Genomic DNA, 20,395 nt, shown 5'->3' on the forward strand with positions numbered 1-20,395 from the left:
TGCTGCATTTTTCTTACCTTTTCCGGCCAAGGAGGACCGCAAACGTTTCCGGGGCATTTTTACGCTTAACGTCCTTTTCCTCAACCCAAACACCTCTACTCACAATGCAACAATTTTGGCGCGCCGCCTCCCGCTGGGGGCTGCTGCTCACCCTCGGTTTGGCTTCGCTGGTGCCCCGCTCCGCCGACGCCCAATCCAAAGTCGTTCTGCAAGGTTTCTGGTGGGACTACTGGAACTCCAACTACCCCAACGGCTGGGCCAATTACCTGACCGAGCTGGCCCCGCGCCTAAAGGCAATGGGCGTAGATGCCGTCTGGATTCCCCCATCCATCAAAAACGGCAACCAAGGCAACGGCTATTCGCCCTTCGACCACTACGACCTCGGCGACAAGTACCAGAAGGGTTTTGTGGGCACGCGCCTGGGCACCAAAGACGAGCTACTGCGCATGGTGGCGGTGCTGCACGCCAACGGGATTGAGGTTGTACAGGACGTGGTATTGAACCACGCCGACGGTGCGGGCTCGAGCACCGGCGCGGGCGGCCAAGACCCCGGTGCCTGGGAAGACTACAGCACGAGCAAGTACAAAAACTTCCGCTACGTGAGCTACAACTCGCCGGCCACGGCGGAGGACGCCGCCAACTACCTCGCCCGCTCGGGCCGATGGTCGAAAAACTGGCAGAACTTCAACCCCAACCCCGGCAACAACTCGACCTCCGGCGACTGGAACGCGGTATACTTCGGGCCCGACGTGAGCTACTATTCGGGCTCCTACGGTACCAGCTCCAACGCGACCTACAACCCCGCCCAGGGCGCCGACTACATGCGAAACGGCGCGCGCAACTGGCTGGTCTGGTACAAAAAACAAGTGGGCTTCGACGGGGTGCGCCTCGATGCCGTGAAGCACTTTCCAGACTTTGCTACTGAAGATTTCCTCTACAACCTGCAGAGCAACGCCGGCTGGGCCTCGGGCGGCGCTACCATGTTTGCGGTGGGCGAATGGGTAGGCGGCGGCAGTCAGCTCGACCAGTGGTGCACCAACGTGCAAAACCGTTCGGGCACCTTCGATTTTGGGCTGCGCAACGGCCTCTACAGCATTGTCAGCGGCGGCGGCAACTTCGATATTGGCTCGTTGCCGGGCTACCAGCAGGGTACGCGCGTGGTTAATATCAACGGCACCTACGTGCACCGCACCGTGCCTTTTGTGAACAACCACGACACGTTCCGGCCCCAAACCAGCAGCACCGGCAACTACACCGGCTGGAACACCGGCTCGGAGCTGGCCCCGCACATCGACCCGTTCGACCCGCGCCTCTCGGCCACCTACGCCGCCGCGCTGGCCATGGACGGCTCGCCGCAAATTTTCTTCGAAGACCTGTTCAACGTGGGCAGCACGGGCAAACGCTTTTCGCACCGCCCCACCAGCACGGTAGACCTACCCACGCGCTCGGACCTCGAAAACCTCGTATGGTGCCACCAAAACCTGCACTTCAAAGACGGCGCTTACAAGGTGCGCTGGCAGGCCGCCGACCACTTGGTGATTGAGCGCAGCACCAAGGCCATCATCGGCATCAACGACAACTTCTCCACCTGGCAGAACAGCACCGTATCGTGCGATTTTGCGCCGGGCACCGTGCTCAAGGACTACTCGGGCGCCAACGGCACGGCCACTGTGACGGTGAGCGGCTCGCAGACGGTAGCCATTAACACCCCGCCTTGCAACGGCACGGCGGCCGGCGGCCGCCGCGGTTACTCGGTGTGGGCGCCGGTGAACATCGGCACCAACTACGTGCGGCCGGCTCGCACTACTACTCAGGAATGGGAACTGGCCGATGACCTCGGCGACCGGGACAGCCGCTCTTTGGGCCAGGGGGGGCAGTTGCCGGCTTCTTCCACGGCGTGGCGCACGGCAGGCCGCATCTACGTGGGCGCAAACAAGACCATCAGCTACAACCTGTTTCCGTCCGACGGCACCAAGTCGCTGGTGGTGGCTTTGTTCAACGCGGCTGGCACGCAGGTCAGCAGCGCCACTGGCACCGGCACGCTCACCGGCAGCTATACTCCCACCGCCGACGGCTGGATTACGCTGAAAGCCCGCCAAAACAGCACCACCAACCCGGCTCAGAAGGCCTTCGTGAAAGCGACCTACACCGCTCCGGCCGTCGTGAACACGGCTACGGCGGGCCGCACGGCGCTGGCCACGGCACCCACGCAACGGCTCGATGTACAAGCCGATTTGCAGCTGTACCCCAACCCTACGGCTTCGGACCGCTTCGACCTCACCGTCATCAGCAACGCGGAGCTGAAGGCCGCGGTGCAGGTGTTTGACCTCACGGGCCGCCTTGTGCACCAAGAGCCGCTGGCGCTGTACCCCGGCACCAACGAATTGCGCCTGAAGCCACGCACTCCCCTGGCAGCCGGCGTGTACCAGATAACGGTGCCCCAACTGCACCTCACGCGCAAGCTGGTGCTGAAGTAACCGCCCCACATCAAACCGCGAAAAAGCCCCGTCTGAAACCAGGCGGGGCTTTTTCGCTTGGGAGCAACCCTAATTGCTTCCTTGTAAAATCTGGTGCCAGCTTCGGCAGGGCACGTTGCGCCGAACCAGTTATCAGAAAAAGAGGCTGCCGTTTAGCTTCACGAAAAACGGCGTGCCCGGCGTGTAGTGTAGCTCCGACACCGACTCTTTTTCGCCTTGCAAGCGGCTTTCGGTGTCGAATTGAGCCTCGTTCCAGTCGGCGTTCAGCAGGTTCTCGATGCTGAAACCAACCTGGTAGCGGCGCTGGGTGTAGCTGGCTACGGCATCCATGATGAAGTAGCCGCGGGCGCGTACGGTATTGTCTTCGTTGGCGGGGCGGCTGTCGAGGTGGCGGTAGCGCAGGCTGGCGCTCAGGCCGCCGGGGCGCTTCACCGTCAGGCCGCCGATGCTGGTGAAAGAGGGCGCCAAAGGGATGTAGTTCTGGCCTTTCGGTGCGCCCACGGCACGGCCGTGGTTCAGGTTCAGGTCGACGTCCGCGAAAAGCGAAGAACTGAGTTGGTGGCGCAGGCCGAGGTCGACGCCGAAGCGGCGGGTGCGGCCGGCACTTTCCACAACGGCTTCGTCACCCACGTACACCAGTTCGTCTTGCAGGTGCAGCGCCCACACCGCCACATTTACCACCAGGCTCGGCAAGGGCTTGAAGTTGCTGCCTACCTCGTAGCCGATGGCGCGGGGCAGCGCTTTGCCGGCGCCCATTACCACGGAGCGGGCGTCGTTGGAGTGGAAGCCAAAGCCCGAGCGCGCAAACAGCTGCACGGCCGGCGTGAGCTGGTAGTACAGATTCAGCTTGGGGCTGACGCGGGGCTTGCCGGCGCGGCCGGAAAGCGAGTCGTACCGGTCTTCGCGGAAGCGGAAATGGAAGTAGTCGGCCCGCAGCGCGGCGTTGACGGTGAAACGGTCGGCGACGGGCAGCGTGGCGTCGAACCAGGCGAAGACGCTCTGCTCCTGCACCCGGCCGCTCACGAGCGTATCGCGCACTGTGCGGCGGTAGGCGCGGCTCAGCGCCAGCGTCACGTCGTCGAGGCGGGTACCGAGGCCGGAAGTGGTGCGCAGCGTGCGGCGGCCCAGGGCGATGTCGCGTTCGTAGGTGCCGCGGTAGCCAAGAAGGTTGCGCGCTTCGTTTTGCCGAATTTGGTCGCCTTGCACGCTGTCGGCCAAGAAGAAGGTAAAGTTGGAATACAGATTGAAGTGGTAGCGCGCGTAGTACACCTGCTGGGTGAGCACCGCGTTATGCGGCAAATCCACCGTTAGCTGGGCGTTGGCGTTGGTGCGGTCGGTGCTGCCGCCCTCGGTGTTGTCGAGGCTGCCGAAGCGCGTGATAAGGCCTCCGTGCACGGCGCGCTCCGGAATCTGGCCCGAAGCGTCCCAGGCAGAAGTGAAGTGCGAACCGGTAAGGGCCAGTGTAGCGCGGTCGGAAAGCTGCCCGGTGTACTTGGCCAGCCCGTTGAAGCGCTTGAAGTGCTGCGGGCTCTCGAAGTAGGAGTTGGTGAACATGTACTCACTGGCCACATAAGCACTTTCCGGCCGCTTGTGCCCGAAGAGGTGGCCGTTTTTGCCGGTCAAATCGACCATTAGCAAAGCCCGGCGCGTATCGAAACGCCCTACCTCAACCTTGGCCTGGCTCTGCTCCAGGCTGGTTTTGGTGGTGAACTCGCCCGCGCCCGACGTGGCAAAATCGCCGAAGCGCGCTGTGTACGGGCCTTTGTAGACGCGCAGCTGCTCGATGGTTTCGGGAATGACGAAGTGAAAATCGGCGTAGCCTTGGCCGTGCGCGTGGCTTACCATGTTCACCGGCACGCCGTCGAGGCTCACAGCAAAGTCGGTGCCGTGGTCGGAATCGAAGCCGCGCAGGAAAATCTGCTCGGCTTTGCCGCCGCCGGCGTGCTGGGCAATGAAGAGGCCCGGTACCAAGCGTAGCAGGTCCTGCGCCGAATTTACGGGCCGTAGCTGCCGGTCGATGCCCGCAATAGCCGATACACTCTGGTTCAGGTCGCGCGGCTGGGCCACGGTTACTTCGGCCAGCTGCAGCGCCACGGCCGCCACGGCGAAGTCGATGGTCTTGGTTTCGCCCGCAGCTAGCGTAACCGTTGTGGTGCGCGCGCGGTAGCCCAGCGCCGATGCGCGCAAGGTGTAGGTGCCGGCCGGCAGTCGGCTGATGCGAAACACACCCAGCGCATCGGCGCTGGTGCCATTAGAGCTTCCCACGAGCTGCACGCTCATGCCGGGCAAGGGCCGGCCGGAAACGGAATCGGTGATGGTGCCGCGCAGCGTGGCGGTGGCGGGCTTGCCAGTTTGGGCGGCGGTAGAAAAGGCAAGCAGAAGCAAGCTGCCGAACGTCGCCAGCCAAGCCAGCGCGCCGGAGCCGGCGCGTAAACAAAAAGAATACATACCCGAGGCAATGCGGCGGCCAATCGAAAAGATGGCGGCCGGTTCAAAGACAAAACCGGTTTTGGGTGCTCTGGGCACCACAAGAGCCACCGGGCCCGGAGGGCACGGGTGGGCCTACAGCGGAATTATCCCTGGCGCGGGGGCAGATACCAATCGGCGGGAATACCAGCCACTAATGGAGGCCCAGTAACAGCATGCACGGTGCGGCCACTGCGCGCAACGGGCACCAAAAGGCTAGCAAAAGGGGCGGATGCACAATGCACATCAAGGCTTTTCACGGTCGTCAGCACGTGCTGCCACGAATCAAGGGGCACGCGTTTCTGCAGGGCCTGTTGCTCGCCGTTGCAGTGGTCGAAGCAGTCGAGGCGCAGGTAGTTGTCGCGCTGGCAGGTGTTGCTGTGCACGTAGGGCTTGGCGGGCGGACGCAGCGGCTCGGGCCGGCCTACCAGGCCAGCGCCTACCACCAGCAGGTAGTAGGTGAGCAACAGCAGCACCGCGTACGTCCGAGCCATGTCGTTGTCAATCGTTGAGTATTAGCGCCGTTGGCGCGGCGGCATCGGCTGAAAGTTGAATCCGGTTTACACGAAAAACACGCGTTCTACCGTCCACCATAGAGCCACGGCACCAATCAGCAGCGACACGGGCACCACAATGCGCTGCTTGTACCAGGGCTTGTTGCCGAACCACTTGCCCACCAGCAGCCACGCGAGCAGGATGATGGTAACCTGGCCCAATTCTACCCCCACGTTGAAGCTGATAAGCGACTCCATGAAAGCGTGTTTCGGCAGGCCGATATCGGCCAGCGCACCGGCGAAACCCAACCCGTGCAGCAAGCCGAAGCCAAACACCAAAGCCACCCGCCAGGGCTGCAGGCGGTCGGTAAGCAGGTTTTCGATGGCCACAAACAGGATAGACAGCGCAATGAGCGGCTCGACCACCGACGAAAGCGGCGTGACCAACCCTGCTGCGGCTAAACCCAGCGTGATGGAGTGCGCCACCGTGAAAGCCGTGGCCTGCCAGAGCACCGGCTTCAGGCGCGGGTCTAGAATGAACAAGCCCAGCACGAACAGAATGTGGTCGAGGCCGAGCGGCAAGATGTGCGTGAAGCCGAGCTGCAGGTACGTCAGCACCACGTCGGTGCGGGAGAGGCGGCTGAGGTCGGTGTTGAGGGCATGGGCCTGCCCGACCGTGGGCCACAGCAGCAATGCCAGCGGAAACAGCCACAGGCTTCGGCGGAGCAGAACCGGGGCGGACAAACGGAACATCGGCAACAGGAAAAATCAGCGAGCGGCCGTTAGCAACAGCGGCTGGTCGGCAGGATCGGTGAGCAGGTACGGATTCAGCGTTTTGGCTTGCTGCAGCAAGGCTTGCCCTTCGGCTACCTGCCCGCTGCGCAGCGCAATGCAGCCGGCGCGGTAGAGCAGCTGCGGGTTTTGGCTGCCGGTGCGGCGGGCCTGCCGCATGTACTGCTGGGCCTCCTTGTACTCACCGCGGCGGTAGTGCACCCACGCCATGGCTTCGCACACGTCGATGTTGGCCGGGCGGCGGTCGTACTCAATTTTGGCGTGTTGCAGGGCTTTGTCTAGCTCGTTCGTCTTCAGGTAGGCATAAGCCAGCTCTCGGTCGGAGTAATGGCCAAGGGCTTCATTTTCGTCGGCGGCGTTGGCATCGGCTGCCAACTCGTTTACCACGGCGCGGGCGGCTTGCTCGGCACGGCGCGGCTCGTTGTTCAGGCGGTAAGCCTCGGTCAGCTCTTCCATAAAAGCGTAGTCGCGCACCAGCAGGCGGGCTTGCGTCAGCTGCTTGATGGCGGCGGGGTAGTTGCCGCGGGCCAGGGACGTGCGGGCCAGACCGGCCAAGGCGTAGGCGTAGTTAGGCCGGGTGGCCATGGCCATTTGGTATTGCTCGTCGGCGCGGTTCAGGTCGCCGCTGTTTTCGTAGAGGCGGCCCAGCACCACGCGGCACCATTCGGTTTGCTCCAAACCGGGTACGCCGGCCTTCACGGCCATGTCCATGGCTTCTCGTGCACCGTTCAGGTCGCCGTGAATTTCGCGCAAGTACGACACCCGTGCGTAAGCCCGCAGATCGGGGCGCAATTGGTTCATGCGGTCGGCGGCTTTCACAGCCTCTGCATAATGCCCCAACTCCACGTAGGCGTCGCACATCAACCCTTGCACAAACGCGTTGGCGGGGTTGAGGTCGGCGGCTTTTTGAGCCACGGCCAAACCTTGCGAAAAATGGTGCTGCGAGAGGCAGATAACGGCTTTGGTGCACAGCGCCTCAAAGTTTTCGGGCTCCTGGGCCAGCACTTCATCGGCCAACTGCAGCGCAGCGGCGTCGTAGTACGGGTGGTTGCCGGTCACGCGGCCCTCCTGAATGTAGGCCTGGGCCAGCAGCAGGCGGGCCTGGTGGTCATCGGGGTTCTTGCGCAGGCGGGCTTGCAGGCCGCCCACGGCGTTGCGGGTGTTCAGCCACTCGCCGCCCAGGGCCATAGCGCCGTGGCGGGCTTGCAGCTTGGGAATGGGAGCTACGGGGTGGCGCAGCAGTAGTGCGCCGGCAGCCGCCACAAAACCCAGAATCAGGAAGGTGTAAAGAATGCGTCGGCCTGTAGTCATAAGCGGGAAGCAGGTCGTGGAAAGTGAGTGGGCTGGGCCGTATCCGGGAAACCCGTACGCCCGGCCACCTTGCGGCGGCCGGACGATTGGGACTCAGCAACGCGGGGCTACTGATTGTTGTGGATCAGTTTCACCGACTGCAGCGTGGTGCTGCCGGTCGAGAGCGTGGCGACGTACATGCCAGCGGCCAAGCGGTTGGGCTGCCACTTGAACTCGTAGGCACCCGGCTTCACCACTTTGTCGCGCACCGGCGTGGCAATGAAGCGGCCGTTCAAATCGGTGATGGTGAGGGTTACGGGCATGCGTTGCGTAACCTGGTAGCTGAAGGTGGTTTGCTCCACAAACGGGTTCGGGTAGTTCTGCGCCATCGAAGCCAACTCGGGCTTCAGGTTCAGGCCGCCGTTCATGCTCCGCTGGGCCAGGGCCACGGCTTGCGCCTTGGTGCCGCTCCAGGGCGTTTGGGCATACGGGAAGGCCGCTTTCAGCGTGGTGTCGTTGGCCGTAATGCCGGCGTTGAACCCTACCACGCTCAGCAGCTGCGGCGTGACCGGGTTGGTGGCCGTGGCCGTGTAGTCGTCGTAGAACAGGCCGATAGCAGCCAATACAGCACCGCCCACGGCTTGCAGCTCGATGCGCGTCACGTCGTCTTCCAGCCGGCGGCCGTTCGGGAAACCGTCCATGTTCGGAATGTTTTGCAGCGTGGCGTTGGCATTGAAGCGCGGGTCGGTCAGGCCGAGTACGGCAGCATAAAGCAAGCCCTCCGAGTTGAAGTCGGGCGAGTTGCGGGGCGTGGGCGGCACGGCCATATTCAGGCGCAGCATGTCGCCGCCGGGGTTGGCCGCCGTGGCGTTGGCCAGCAGGAAGTTGTTGATGAACGGCTTGCCGGCCGTGAGGGGGTTACGCGGCGTTTTGCCGGTGGCCAGCTGGTACGGAATCAGGTTCGGCACGCCGGTGTGGAAAATCGGCAGAATATCGACCGAACGCGGCTTGCCGGCGCGCAGCAGGTACGGACCGAAAGCATTGGCGGCCAGCGCCGTACCGTTCAGAGCCGCATTGCCAGCCAGGCCAGAAAGGCCGGCCGCACCGTTGCGGAAGTCGAAGCCGGCGGCGGGCAGGCCTGGGCTACCGGCCAACGACGCGGTTTGGATGCGCAGCGGTGCGAGGCCGAGCACGGAGGAACCGTAGTAGGTTTGGCCGTTGGCCGCGCCGGTGGCCATGTACAGGCCCAGTTCGGGGTTCGAGAGGTAGTCGTCGGTAGCAGCAGCTTCGGCGTAGGGCGTGGTGAAGTTCCACGCGTCTTTGGCTCCAATGGGGTTGATTACCTCGTTGGTGAGCGGCATGCCCAGGCGCGACACCTGCACATAAGCACCCGTGTTCGACTGCGTGCCGTTGGTGTTCAGGGTACGAATGGCCGGGCGGCTGGCCGAAGCCCATACCCCAATCACGAAATCGGAATCGAGGATGTTGGCGGCCTGCGCGGCCGTTTTGCCGTCTTTCTGCAGCGCCGAAATAGGAATTTGCAACGCAATGGCGTGGGTATTTTTACGAGCCAGGCCGTCGCGGGCCGCACCGGGTGCCCGAATGCCACCGAGGTCGAAAATGCCGCCCAAATCAGCGAAGAACGGGTCGTCGACCGGGCCGCAGAATACTTTAGCGCCGTTGCCCAGCGTCTGAATAGCGCTAGTCATTAAGGCGTTGTATGAGCCGGCATTGAGGCCCGCGGCGCCCGTGATGGAACGCGGCCCAACGTTAGGCGGCGGCACTACGCCATTGGTAATAACGGGCGTAAAAGCCCCACCAGCCGCACTGGCCTCCATGGTGTAAGTGGTCTTCAGGTTCTGCTGCCCCAGCCGGATGTTGAAAAAGGTAGTGGGGTCTTGGTTGGTGCGGGTGAAGGTGAAGCGGTAAGTAAAGTCGTCCCCAGTAGTTGTCGGCTTATTTTTGATGTGAATTTCGTACCGAATATTTTCCCCGAAGGTGTTGTAGTTCGGCCCGCCCTGCGGCAGCTCCAACGGAATGTAGTTGGCAATGATGGTGATGAAATCCGGGTTGTCGGGGCTCCGGAAGGCGTAGAGGTCGGTGTTGTCGGCCAGCGGGTCGTCGGCAATCAGCGGAGCCTCGCGGTGACTAGAAGCCTCCAACGTGCTGTGTTGGCCGCTCCAGGCCAGCACGCCCAAAAGCGTAGTGCACGACAAGCCCAGAAGCCAAAGCGGGCGGAAACGGTTTTCCATAGGTAAGCGGGTTTAGGGTTGGTGAGAAAGTGATGGTGACTTAGGAAAGCGAATACAAAGCCTCAATAGCGCACACCAGGCCGTTTGGCCCAGGGCATGGCTAGGCCCAAGCCGGGTTCGGCCGTATGCTGGAAGGAGTAAAAAACCGATGGTGCCCGGGGGAGGGCGCGGTTACGGGGAATTGGGGTACGCTGGCGCGCCGGAAGGTGTAAGAACCGGCGCGAGGGGAGCGGCAGCACGTGCTAGGGCTGCAGCGGAAGCGGCAAGGGAGCGTAGGGGAGAGAAACCGCCCAGGTGCAGGCGGCTTGCCCGAAGGTCAAGTGCGTGATGTACGTACGCTTCTGCCAAACAGATTGCCGAGTTCCATCTTTTTAAGATTTATTTTCAACGAACCGGCTAAACCGTTGTCATATTGACGAAATAGACTTCCCCGGGATATTGTTTTAGAAAGGCAGCAATGATTGGCAGAAAAGCCGTTGCCGCCCCCGGCGGGCTTTTCGTCGTAGTTTTGCGCCCCCGCCGGGTCCACCCCTTTCTCCCCCCGCGACTTATGGCCAAAGTATCCATCAACTTGTCGACCGGCTCGCTGCAGCAGGCCGAAATCATCGTCGGCATCGACTTGGGCACCACCAACTCGCTGGTGGCCTATATTCACCCTGAGCACCGCCAACCCGTAGCCATCAACGACCAGGGCCGCGGCACCATTGTGCCCTCGGTGGTGCACTTCCCGGCCGACGGCTCCTCCCCCATCGTGGGCAACGAAGCCCGCAACTACCTCGAAACCGCGCCCCAGAATACCATTTATTCGGTGAAGCGCCTGCTGGGCAAGTCCTACAAAGACCTCGGCCAGCACGCCGGCGAGCTGGGCTACAAGGTCATCGACGACGACTCCGAGGGCCTCGTGAAGATTCGGGTGCAGGACCGTTTCTACTCGCCCATCGAGCTGTCGGGCGAGATTCTGAAGGAGCTGCGCGCCCGCGCCGAGCATGCGCTGAAAACGCCCGTCAACAAGGCCGTGATTACCGTGCCGGCTTACTTCAACGACTCGCAGCGCCAGGCCACCCGCGACGCCGGCCGCCTTGCCGGACTCGAAGTGCTGCGCATCGTGAACGAGCCCACGGCCGCTGCGCTGGCCTACGGCATCGGCCTGAGCCCCGACGACGAGAAAACTGTGGCCGTGTACGACCTCGGCGGCGGCACCTTCGACATCAGCATTCTACACCTGCACCAGGGCATTTTTGAAGTACTGAGCACCCACGGCGACACCTACCTCGGTGGCGACGACTTCGACCGCACCGTGGTCGACTACTGGGTAGCTCAGCACAGCCTGCAAGCCGAGGTAGCGGCCGATCCACAGCTAAAACAGCGCCTGCGCCTGCTGGCCGAACAAGCCAAGCGCCACCTCAGCCAAGCCGATACTTTCGGCGCGGCCCTCTCGCCCGAGGTCAATCTGACGCTTAACCGCGCCGAGTTCGACCACCTCATTCGTCCGCTGGTGGAGCGCACCATGGCCTCGTGCCGCCAGGCCCTGGCCGATGCCAAGCTCGAGGCATCGGCGCTGGACGCGGTGCTGCTGGTGGGCGGCTCCACGCGCGTGCCGCTGGTGTACGATACCGTGTCGGCGTTTTTCGGGCAGCCGGCCAACAATTCGCTCAACCCCGACGAAGTAGTAGCTCTGGGCGCTGCCATTCAGGCCGACATCCTAGCCGGTAACCGCCGCGACATCCTGCTGCTCGACGTGACGCCGCTCACGCTGGGCATCGAGACGATGGGCGGATTGCTGGACCCGATTATTCCGCGCAACTCCAAGATTCCGACCAAGGCCGGGCGTCAGTACACCACCTCCGTCGACGGGCAGGTGAACATGAAGATTTCGGTATATCAGGGCGAGCGGGACCTGGTGCAGGAAAACCGCAAGCTGGGCGAATTTGACCTGCGCGGCATTCCGGCCATGCCCGCCGGCCTGCCCAAAATCGACGTCAACTTTATTCTGAACGCCGACGGCATCCTGAAAGTGGAGGCGCTGGAGCTGCGCTCGGGCGTGCGGCAAAGCATCGAAATCAAGCCCCAATACGGCCTCACCGACGAGCAAGTGGAGCAGATGCTGATGGACTCGCTCACCCACGCCAAGCAAGACGTGGCCGCGCGCATGGTCATCGAGGCCCGCACCGCCGCCGAGCAGATGCTCTACCAAGTCGACCGGTTTCTGCAGACCAACGGCCAGCACCTCACCGAAGACGAAATCGGCCAGACGCGCCAGAAGGCCGAAGCCGTGCGCGCCACCCTCGGCTCGGGCGACAAAGACCTTATCTACCGCGCCGTGGATGAGTTGGAAGAGCTGACGCGCCCGTTTGCCGAGCGCGTGATGCAGATTTCTATTCAGCAGGCCATGACGGGCAAGAAAATCATCTAGCTCTTCGGCATCGGCTGCATTTCAAAAAGCCCGTGGTACACCCGTGCCACGGGCTTTTTGTTGCTCCGTCAACCGTACTGTGTGCGGCTTAGAGCATTTCTGATGCGCTTAGGATGCTGTTGCAACCGAGTCAGCTTCTCTCCTACCGTCGCGCTACCTTAGCCCGCATGAACCCGCACCTCGCCCGCCTCTGCCAACTCGCCCAGCAACCCAGCCGCCGCATCATCGGCCTCATGTCGGGCACCTCGCTCGACGGGCTCGACGTGGCGCTGTGTCGGCTCGAAGGCAGCGGCCCCGGCACCCGGCTCACGCTTGAGCAGTTCGTAACCGTGCCCTACTCCGACGACGTGCGCTTGCGCGTCCGGCGCGTGTTTGCCCAAGGCCAGGTATCGTTGGAAGAGCTGACGCTACTCAATGCTTGGCTGGGCACGCTGCACGGCCAACTGGTGCTTGATTGTTTGCAAGCGTGGGGCATAGACGCGGCCGCTGTGGATGCTATTGCCAGCCACGGCCAAACCGTGTACCACGCCCCCGAGCACCAGCACCAACGGCCCGACTACTCGCTGAACGCCACCCTGCAAATCGGCGACGGCGACCATGTAGCCGTGCGCACCGGCATCATCACCCTCAGCGACTTCCGCCAGAAGCACATTGCCGCCGGCGGCGAAGGCGCTCCGCTGGCAGCCTACGGCGACTTTCTGCTGTATTCGCAGGCTGGCGAAGAGCGGCTGCTGCTCAACCTCGGCGGCATTGCCAACTTCACTTACCTGCCCGCTTCCCTCGATGCCGCCACCGTGTTCAGCACCGACACCGGCCCCGGCAATACCCTGCTCGATGCTTTCGTGCAGCAGCTCTATCCTCAGCACCGCTACGACCCAGACGGCGCCCTGGCGGCTTCGGGCACGGTGGATTCGGTGCTGCTCGCGGCGCTGCTGGACCACCCGTTTTTCCAGGCGCCGCTGCCCAAAACCACCGGCCCCGAGCTGTTCGGCCCTGCCTACGTGCGCGCGGCGCAGGAACGCAGCGGCACCTTCGACTTGGCTCCTACCGATCTGCTGGCCACCCTCACTGAGTTCAGCGCCCACGGCGTGGCGCTGGCAGCCCAACTCGCCTTTGGCCCAAGCCCACAGGCGGCGGTATACGTGAGCGGCGGCGGCATGCACAATCCCACGCTGCTGGCGGCCATCCAACGGCACTTGCCCGCCTGCCGCTTTGCCGATACCCACGCGCTGGGCGTAGCGCCCGATGCCAAAGAAGCAGTGCTGTTTGCGGTGCTGGCCAACGAAACGCTGAGCGGCTCGGCCGTGTCCATTGGGGCGGGGCGGCAGCGCGTGCCAGCCGTTACGCTGGGCAAAATATCCTTGCCGGGTTAGCGGATGGGCGGGCCGGGTTCTGCGGTCGGGCGGGCTGCCGGAACGAGTGTAAAGTTCAAAATACCCGTTGCGGCCGAGTCGCGGAAGGTCACGTCGAGTTGCACTTGCGGCACCTTCGCGGTGGTGTCGCTCCGAAACATGAAGGCGTAGAACATGCGCGCCTGCTGGTCGTCGTGCAGGCGCACGCCCAGTTTGTATAGGTCGATGGGCGACTGAAACCGCTGCCCTTGCGCATAGAGCGGCTGGGCGGCGGCCTGAAACCGGGCCGGCGTAACGGCCGTGCGCACTTCTGGCGCCAGAAAAGCGTAGGCGGCGGCGTAATCGGCGCGGAGCACGGCCAGCAGAAACTGCCGTGCCACCCGTACCTGTGCCGACGGCGTAACGGCGTGGGCTGGTGGAACGCTGGTGCAGCACACCAGCACGAGAGCCGCCAGCAAGCAGCGCACCATTGTCGAGCGGCCCATCCGTGGGAAGTCTATCATCGGCTGGCTGAACGCAAACGCGCCGGTTTTGGTGCGCCCGCAAAAAAGCCCGGCGGTGCCGCCTCCGAAATTCCATTCGAAGCCGACACCGCCGGGTGACAATGGTGAACCGCCGTTAGTCGATAACCACGCGCCGTACCACGTTCAGGTTGGCGCCGCTGATGCGCAGGGTGTACACCCCACGGGCCAATGTTTCGGTGCCGAACACTTGCGAACCACCGGTGCTGCGCAGCGTTGCATGGCGCCGGCTTACCACTTGTCCGAGGCTGTTTACCAGCGTCAGTTCAGCGGCCGTCGTTTGGCCGGCTCCCGCTACTTCTACTGTAAACGCGGCACCGGCGGCTACCGGAGACGGAAACAGGCTGATGGCGAAACCGGCCGTTTGCTCGCGCACGGCCGTGCCCTGCAGCACGGTTATGGCCCGGCTCACCACGTTGTTCTGCTCGTTGGTTTCCGTCACTTGGCCCGCGGGGTCGGCTACGTAGAGCAGGAAGTACGGGCCGGGCACCGTGTTGGCCGGAATCGTCATGGCAGCGGTGCGGGTACTGCCGAAGCCTGGATTCATGCTGGCCACGTTGATGGAATGCAGCCACACGTCGTTGCTGCTGAAAGTGGCATCGGTAGACAGATAGTAGCCGAGCCCGTGGGCGCCCGCCGCTACCGGACCGCTGTTCTCGAAGAAACACGTGGTGGCCACGTTGGCTCCGGCGCTTACCGAAACCGGCGAAACCGTGGGCGACGACACCACCAAGTCGGGGTTGGCACCGATTACTGTAATGGCTATCGGAGCAGCGGCGTTGTTTTGCTCGTTGGTTTCCACTACCGCGCCCGAGGGGTCGGCAATGGCCAGCAGGTAGTAAGTACCCGAAGCCACGTTGGTGGGCACCGTTACGTTGTTGTTGCGGGTAACGGAAGCTCCGTTGTTGAGCGTACCGCCCGACGAAGTGCCTAGCAGTTGGTCACCGGCATCGAATACCGCGTTTTGCGAGAGGTAGTAGCTCACCACCGTAGCAGCGGCGACACCCGGCCCCACGTTGCTAAGCGTAACCGAAGCCGCAACCTGCGCACCAGCCGCAACCGTGGTAGGCGTGGCCGTAAACTGCGGCAGCGTCAGATCGGGAAGCGCCGCCGTGAAGCACGACACCGCCGCCTCAAAGCCGGGCGCCACAGCCGTCTGGTCGCTGGTAAAGCGCAGCGTGAGGGCGCCGCTGCTGTTGCCGTTGGAAGCCGTGATGATGCCCGGCGACTGGAAGCCCGTGAAGGAGCCCAGCAGCGTAGCCGCCGTGGAATTGCCGTCGTAGATGTAGAGGTAATCGAAACCCGATTCGAGCGCGAAGCTGGTGAAGTTCAGGCGCACTTTGGCGCCGGCCGTGGCGGGCAGAATGGTCAGCGTACCGTCCGAGAAGTTGGCGTACTCGTCGGTGCCGCCGTTGTCGTACACGGTGGTGCTGCACGTGGTAATCGTGGAAGTACCCGTTTGGGGTACCATCTGCCCATTGAAAGGCGCCGTCACGTTCATCACGCTGTAGGCAAGATTGTTCTGCTCGTTGCTTTCCGGCACGGCATTTTGCGCATCGGCCACGAACAGCACGTAATAGCCGGCGGGTGTGGTTGTGTTCGGGATTACCACGTTGGTGTTGTACGTCTGTCCGAACCCGGGGCTGATGGCCGCAGTCGGCACATTGCTCAGCAGCACGTCGTTCACGTCGAGGGTCGTGTTGGTCGAGAGGTAGATGCGCAGGGAGTTGGCCGGGGCCAGGGCCGAGCCCTGGTTGCTAAAGTAGGCGCTGCAAGTAACCGTGCCACCCGCCGCCGTGGCCGAGCGCGACACGAAGGCTTGCGAAACGACGTAGTCGGGGCTGGCTGGCGCCACCGTAAAGGGTACGCTGGCGACGTTGTTCTGCTCGTTGGTTTCGCCTACCTGGTTCTGGTAATCGGCCACAAACAGCACATAGTAACTGCCCGTAGCGGTGCCCACCGGCACCGTCAGACTGCCGAAGCGCGAAGAGGAAGTACCACCCGATAACGTTCCGCCGAAAGTAGATGTGAGCAGCACGTCGTTGGCATCCAAGGTGGTGTTGGTCGACAAATAGTAGCCCACGTTGCTCGAGGCCGCCAGCGTCGTGCCGATGTTCGCAATGTAGTTGTTGGCGTAGAACGTGAAGCCCGGCGCCGCCGTGGTCACAGACAAACCCGGCTGCTGAATCACCAAATCCACGTTGGGCTGTTGCACCGTCATGGGCACGCTCACCACGTTGTTCTGCTCGTTGGTTTCGGTTACCTGGCCTTGGCGGTCGGCCACAAACAGCACGTAGTAGCTGCCGGGCGCAGTGGCCGCGGGCACCGTGAAGTTGCCGTATACCGCGGTGCTTTGGCCAGCTCCCAACGAGCCCACGGCGCTGCTGACCAACAGTACGTCGCCAGCGTCGAGGGTGGTGTTTGTGGATAGGTAGTAGCCCACACTGCTAGCCCCCGCGGTAATGTTGCCCTGGTTCACCAGGTAAGCCGACGTGCTGTTGGCGGTGCCGGCCGTGACGGTGGTGTAGTAAAGCGAGGCTTGTTGAAAGAGTAAGTCGATGCCAGGCGGCGATACCGTGATGCTGACCGCGGCCACGTTGTTCTGTTCGTTGGTTTCACCGACCACATTCTGGTAGTCGGCCACAAATAGCACGTAGTAGCTGCCGGTGGGAGTGCCGGCCGGAATATTGGTGGTGCCGTAGCGGCTGCTTTGGAAGGCGGGCACGAGCGTGCCCCCAAACGTCGACGTCAGCAGCACGTCGCTGGCGTCGAGGGTGGCATTGGTCGAGAGGTAATAGCCCACGCTGCTCGACGGCGCCGTGGCATTGCCCAGGTTGTTGATGTAGCACGACAACGACAGGATGCCGCCCTGCGCTACCGAAACCGGCAAGGCCGACGCCTGCTGAATCACCAGGTCGTGGTTGGGCGAGGCCACCGTAATCGAGACGCTGGAGACGTTGTTTTGCTCGTTGCTCTCGCTGACGGCGTTTTGGTAGTCGGCCACAAACAGCAGGAAGTAGCTGCCCGGCGCGACGGCCGTGCCTAGCTGCAGGTAGCTGTTGCGAAAGGACGACCCGTTAACCGACAGCGCCCCACCGATGGAAGTACCCAGCAGTTGGTCGCCAGCATCGAGAGTGGCATTGGTTGAGAGGTAATACCCAACGTTGCTGCTGGTAGCCGTTGTACCCGAGAGGTTGTAAATCGAACAGCTCGACTGAATGGTACCGCCGGCTACTACCGATGCCGGGTAAGCCGTAGCACCCTGCAGGGTAAGATCGGGCTGCGGCACGCTCGTTACGCAGCTGATGCTCGCATCGAAGCCGCTGTAGGAATAGTAGTTGTAGCCCCCGAAACGAAGCGTGAGGGCGCCGCTGCTCGTCGAGCCGTACACCGTGCCCGGCATGTTGGCGCCATAGTAGGTGCCAATAATTGGTGCCGCCGTGCTGGTGCCGTCGTAAATCGTCAGGTAGTCGTTGTAATCGACCACAAACGAATTGAATTGCAGCTTGACTTTGTTGCCGGCCGTACCGGGCAAAATCGTCGTCGTGCTGTTCGAGTTGGGGGCGTAAGGTCCGGCAGGTCCACCGTTGTCGTACAGATTGCCCGCGCAGGTGGTAATGGTGGAAGCGCCCGTTACCGGCATGATGTAGGCTTGGCCGTGGGCCTGCTTCGCCAGCCCCGCGCTTACCATACAGCAAACCACTAGCAGCAACCTCCGCAAAGCGGAAGAGTAATGGTGTTTCATACTAAAACTATTTAAAGAAGAACGTCGAAAGTTACAACGCGGAGCGGATAAGGCGAGTCAACACCGAACCTCTGGGCTTGAAATAAAATCGTTCAGAAGTATCCCCGGCGTTATTCGGCTTCTTCCTGCGGCACCAGAATAAACACGTCTTCACCCGGCCGCTTCATCACGTACTTCTCGCGGGCAAATTTCTCCAGCATTTCCGGACTGCTAAGCAGTTCGGTGCGGTCCTGCTTGACCTCGGCAATCTTCTGCGTGTAGTAGTCCCGCTCGGTGCGCAAATCCTGCCATTTGCGGTACATGTCGTACTGCTTCATCAGGTCGTTGGCGTCGAAGAGCACCATCCACGCCAGAAAGGCCAAGCCCGTCAGAAAGTAGAAGCTGCGCAGAAAGCGCGGAATGCGGTCGAAGAAAGCCGGCAGTTGCATAGGGTAAAAGTACATACAAAAACGGCCGGGCTGCACAAGCAGCCCGGCCGTTTCGTTCCCAAAAGGTAGCGTTACATCTTGTGGCCCGGGTAGTAGGCAATTTCGCCCAGCTCCTGCTCAATGCGCAGCAGTTGGTTGTACTTGGCCATACGGTCGGAGCGCGACATCGAACCGGTCTTGATCTGGCCGCAGTTCAGCGCCACGGCCAAGTCGGCAATGGTGTTGTCCTCCGTTTCGCCCGAGCGGTGCGACATGATGCTCTTGTACTGGTGACGGCGGCCCAGGTTGATGGCGTCGATGGTTTCCGTCAACGAACCGATCTGGTTAACCTTGATCAGAATGGCGTTGGCCACGCCCTTGTCGATGCCTTCCTGAATGCGCTTCACGTTGGTCACGAACAGGTCGTCGCCTACCAGCTGCACGTTTTTGCCTACGGCGTCGGTCAGCTGCTTCCAGCCGGTCCAGTCGTCCTCGTCCAGGCCGTCCTCGATGCTGATGATAGGGTACTTCCGGGTCCATTCGGCCCAGTAGTTCGCCATTTCGCTCGACGTGAGCTTCTCGCCCGAGCTTTTCTTGAAGTGGTAGTGCCCGTCCGAATAGAATTCCGAAGCGGCGGCATCCAGCGCAATCATCACGTCGTCGCCGGGCTTGTAGCCCGCGGCTTCAATGGCTTGCAGCACCACTTCGATAGCCGCTTCGTTCGATTCGATGTTCGGCGCAAACCCGCCTTCGTCGCCTACGTTCGTGCTCAGGCCTTTCTTCTTGAGCACGGCTTTCAGGTGGTGGAAAATCTCCGAGCCCCAACGCATGGCTTCGGTAAACGACTCCGCCCCTACCGGCATGATCATGAACTCCTGGAAGTCAATGGAGTTGTCGGCGTGCGAGCCACCGTTCAGTATGTTCATCATCGGCACCGGCAGCGTAGAGGCATTCACGCCACCCACGTAGCGGTACAGCGGCATACCAGCTTCCTGCGCTGCGGCACGAGCCACCGCCAAGGAAACGCCCAAAATGGCGTTGGCACCCAGGTTGGCTTTGTTCGGCGTGCCGTCCAGCTCCAGCATGATCTTATCGACCAGGCTCTGCTCGAACACCGAGAAGCCAACCAGCTCTTCGGCAATCTTGCTGTTCACGTTATCCACCGCCGTCAGCACGCCCTTGCCCATGTACTTGCTCTTGTCGTCGTCGCGCAGCTCTACGGCTTCGTGCTTGCCCGTAGAAGCTCCCGAAGGCACCGCGGCGCGGCCGACCACGCCGTTGTCGGTGGTCACGTCTACTTCCACGGTCGGGTTGCCGCGCGAATCGAAAATCTGGCGGGCGTTGATGGCAGCAATGATGCTCATATCAGGAAAATGAAAAGTGAGAAGGTATGCGGCAGTTTGGGGATTCCGCCGTGGGTTTGGGTTGAGTGAGGAAACCGAGCTTGCGCACCCGGCCGGGCAAAGAAACACAAGTGCCCGCGAACGGCATAAAAAAGACAAGGGGACGAACCCCGTAGGATTCGTCCCCTTGTGCTTAGTGTCTCGGAAGACCGGTCATTTACGATGCAGCTTCTTCGCCTTTTTCCTCGCGGGTCTCGCCTTCTTTCAGCGTCTCCGTGGTGGTGTCGGCAGGAGCTTCCGTAGCCGTGGTGGCAGCCGGAGCTTCGGTCGAGGCAGCAGCTACCGGAGCAGCGGCGCCTTCGGCCTTTTTGCCGCCGCGGCGCGAACGACGGGTCGTCGTCTTAGCAGCACCAGCGTTTTTGGCTTCGAGCAGGGTCTCGTTGTAGTCCACCAGCTCCATCACGCACATGTCGGCGTTGTCACCGGCACGGCCGGCGCTCAGCTTGATGATGCGGGTGTAGCCGCCGGGGCGGTTGGCCACTTTGGCCGCTACGTCACCGTAGAGCTCCTTCAGCGACTCCTTGTTCTGCAGCAGGGCAAACACCATGCGGCGCGAGTGGGTCGTGTCGTCTTTCGAACGGGTCAGGATCGGCTCAACGTACTTGCGCAGCTCCTTGGCTTTGGCCACTGTGGTGGTGATGCGCTTGTGCAGGATCAGCGACGAAGCCATGTTCGACAGCATCGCGTGACGGTGGGCGGTGGTCCGGCCCAGGTGGTTGTCTTTTTTACCGTGTCTCATCGGACAATAAAGAAATGAAGTGTATGTGCTTGCGGACGGTAGCC

General features: G+C 62.3%; 13 protein-coding genes. 3 read left to right on the forward strand and 10 right to left on the reverse strand.

All coding sequences use genetic code 11. The features are described from left to right. The first annotated feature begins 104 nt into the window (after nt 1–104). Nucleotides 105–2,477 (forward strand): alpha-amylase family glycosyl hydrolase, encoded by a 2,373-nt coding sequence (locus F0P96_RS07330; protein ID WP_151078178.1) that lies wholly within the window; start codon nt 105–107, stop codon nt 2,475–2,477. A 132-nt stretch (nt 2,478–2,609) separates the two neighbouring features. Here the strand turns inward: F0P96_RS07330 and F0P96_RS07335 are convergent, their stop codons facing one another. From F0P96_RS07335 to F0P96_RS07355, 5 genes are all read right to left on the reverse strand, one after another. After that, nucleotides 2,610–4,925: a TonB-dependent receptor gene (locus F0P96_RS07335; RefSeq protein ID WP_151078179.1), complete on the reverse strand. Its 2,316-nt coding sequence runs from the start codon at nt 4,923–4,925 to the stop codon at nt 2,610–2,612. 125 nt (nt 4,926–5,050) lie between these two features. Then, nucleotides 5,051–5,437, reverse strand: a complete 387-nt coding sequence (locus tag F0P96_RS07340) for a hypothetical protein (protein WP_151078180.1) — start codon at nt 5,435–5,437, stop codon at nt 5,051–5,053. A gap of 66 nt (nt 5,438–5,503) precedes the next feature. Beyond that, on the reverse strand, nt 5,504–6,190 hold the full coding sequence (locus tag F0P96_RS07345) for a HupE/UreJ family protein (protein ID WP_151078181.1): 687 nt from the start codon (nt 6,188–6,190) through the stop codon (nt 5,504–5,506). A 15-nt stretch (nt 6,191–6,205) separates the two neighbouring features. Next, nucleotides 6,206–7,540 (reverse strand): tetratricopeptide repeat protein, encoded by a 1,335-nt coding sequence (locus F0P96_RS07350; RefSeq protein ID WP_151078182.1) that lies wholly within the window; start codon nt 7,538–7,540, stop codon nt 6,206–6,208. 107 nt (nt 7,541–7,647) lie between these two features. Further along, complete coding sequence (locus F0P96_RS07355; protein ID WP_151078183.1) at nt 7,648–9,771, reverse strand: DUF4331 family protein; 2,124 nt, start codon at nt 9,769–9,771, stop codon at nt 7,648–7,650. 550 nt (nt 9,772–10,321) lie between these two features. Here F0P96_RS07355 and hscA point away from each other — a divergent pair. Both hscA and F0P96_RS07365 read left to right on the forward strand, forming a co-directional pair. Then, nucleotides 10,322–12,184: a Fe-S protein assembly chaperone HscA gene (gene hscA / locus F0P96_RS07360; protein ID WP_151078184.1), complete on the forward strand. Its 1,863-nt coding sequence runs from the start codon at nt 10,322–10,324 to the stop codon at nt 12,182–12,184. Nucleotides 12,185–12,351: 167 nt separating this feature from the next. Further along, complete coding sequence (locus tag F0P96_RS07365) at nt 12,352–13,557, forward strand: anhydro-N-acetylmuramic acid kinase (RefSeq protein ID WP_151078185.1); 1,206 nt, start codon at nt 12,352–12,354, stop codon at nt 13,555–13,557. Here the strand turns inward: F0P96_RS07365 and F0P96_RS07370 are convergent. The 5 genes from F0P96_RS07370 to rplQ all read right to left on the reverse strand — a co-directional run bounded on the left by F0P96_RS07370 (nt 13,554) and on the right by rplQ (nt 20,351). Beyond that, nucleotides 13,554–14,039 carry a hypothetical protein gene (locus F0P96_RS07370; protein ID WP_151078186.1) on the reverse strand — a complete coding sequence of 162 codons (486 nt, stop codon included), beginning with the start codon at nt 14,037–14,039 and terminating at the stop codon, nt 13,554–13,556. The two genes, F0P96_RS07365 and F0P96_RS07370, sit on opposite strands and share 4 nt — an antisense overlap. A 115-nt stretch (nt 14,040–14,154) precedes the next feature. Next, the gene (locus tag F0P96_RS07375) at nt 14,155–17,748 is read right to left on the reverse strand and encodes a CARDB domain-containing protein (protein WP_167291179.1); all 3,594 of its coding nucleotides are present in this window, start codon (nt 17,746–17,748) and stop codon (nt 14,155–14,157) included. Nucleotides 17,749–17,912: 164 nt separating this feature from the next. Beyond that, entirely contained in the window at nt 17,913–18,230 is a 318-nt protein-coding gene (locus tag F0P96_RS07380; RefSeq protein ID WP_151078188.1) for an FtsB family cell division protein, read from the reverse strand. Between the two features lie 71 nt (nt 18,231–18,301). Beyond that, complete coding sequence (gene eno, locus F0P96_RS07385; protein WP_151078189.1) at nt 18,302–19,573, reverse strand: phosphopyruvate hydratase; 1,272 nt, start codon at nt 19,571–19,573, stop codon at nt 18,302–18,304. A gap of 196 nt (nt 19,574–19,769) precedes the next feature. Then, complete coding sequence (gene rplQ, locus F0P96_RS07390) at nt 19,770–20,351, reverse strand: 50S ribosomal protein L17 (RefSeq protein WP_151078190.1); 582 nt, start codon at nt 20,349–20,351, stop codon at nt 19,770–19,772. Nucleotides 20,352–20,395: the final 44 nt, after the last annotated feature.

The sequence above is a fragment of the Hymenobacter busanensis genome (assembly GCF_008727865.1).
Classification (GTDB): domain Bacteria; phylum Bacteroidota; class Bacteroidia; order Cytophagales; family Hymenobacteraceae; genus Solirubrum; species Solirubrum busanense.

Bases quoted from the DNA above. Each gene is read 5' to 3' on its own strand.
- F0P96_RS07330 (WP_151078178.1), top strand. From the start codon at position 105: ATGCAACAATTTTGGCGCGCCGCCTCCCGCTGGGGGCTGCTGCTCACC.
- F0P96_RS07335 (WP_151078179.1), bottom strand. From the start codon at position 4,925: ATGTATTCTTTTTGTTTACGCGCCGGCTCCGGCGCGCTGGCTTGGCTG.
- F0P96_RS07340 (WP_151078180.1), bottom strand. From the start codon at position 5,437: ATGGCTCGGACGTACGCGGTGCTGCTGTTGCTCACCTACTACCTGCTG.
- F0P96_RS07345 (WP_151078181.1), bottom strand. From the start codon at position 6,190: ATGTTCCGTTTGTCCGCCCCGGTTCTGCTCCGCCGAAGCCTGTGGCTG.
- F0P96_RS07350 (WP_151078182.1), bottom strand. From the start codon at position 7,540: ATGACTACAGGCCGACGCATTCTTTACACCTTCCTGATTCTGGGTTTT.
- F0P96_RS07355 (WP_151078183.1), bottom strand. From the start codon at position 9,771: ATGGAAAACCGTTTCCGCCCGCTTTGGCTTCTGGGCTTGTCGTGCACT.
- hscA (WP_151078184.1), top strand. From the start codon at position 10,322: ATGGCCAAAGTATCCATCAACTTGTCGACCGGCTCGCTGCAGCAGGCC.
- F0P96_RS07365 (WP_151078185.1), top strand. From the start codon at position 12,352: ATGAACCCGCACCTCGCCCGCCTCTGCCAACTCGCCCAGCAACCCAGC.
- F0P96_RS07370 (WP_151078186.1), bottom strand. From the start codon at position 14,039: ATGATAGACTTCCCACGGATGGGCCGCTCGACAATGGTGCGCTGCTTG.
- F0P96_RS07375 (WP_167291179.1), bottom strand. From the start codon at position 17,748: ATGGTAAGCGCGGGGCTGGCGAAGCAGGCCCACGGCCAAGCCTACATC.
- F0P96_RS07380 (WP_151078188.1), bottom strand. From the start codon at position 18,230: ATGCAACTGCCGGCTTTCTTCGACCGCATTCCGCGCTTTCTGCGCAGC.
- eno (WP_151078189.1), bottom strand. From the start codon at position 19,573: ATGAGCATCATTGCTGCCATCAACGCCCGCCAGATTTTCGATTCGCGC.
- rplQ (WP_151078190.1), bottom strand. From the start codon at position 20,351: ATGAGACACGGTAAAAAAGACAACCACCTGGGCCGGACCACCGCCCAC.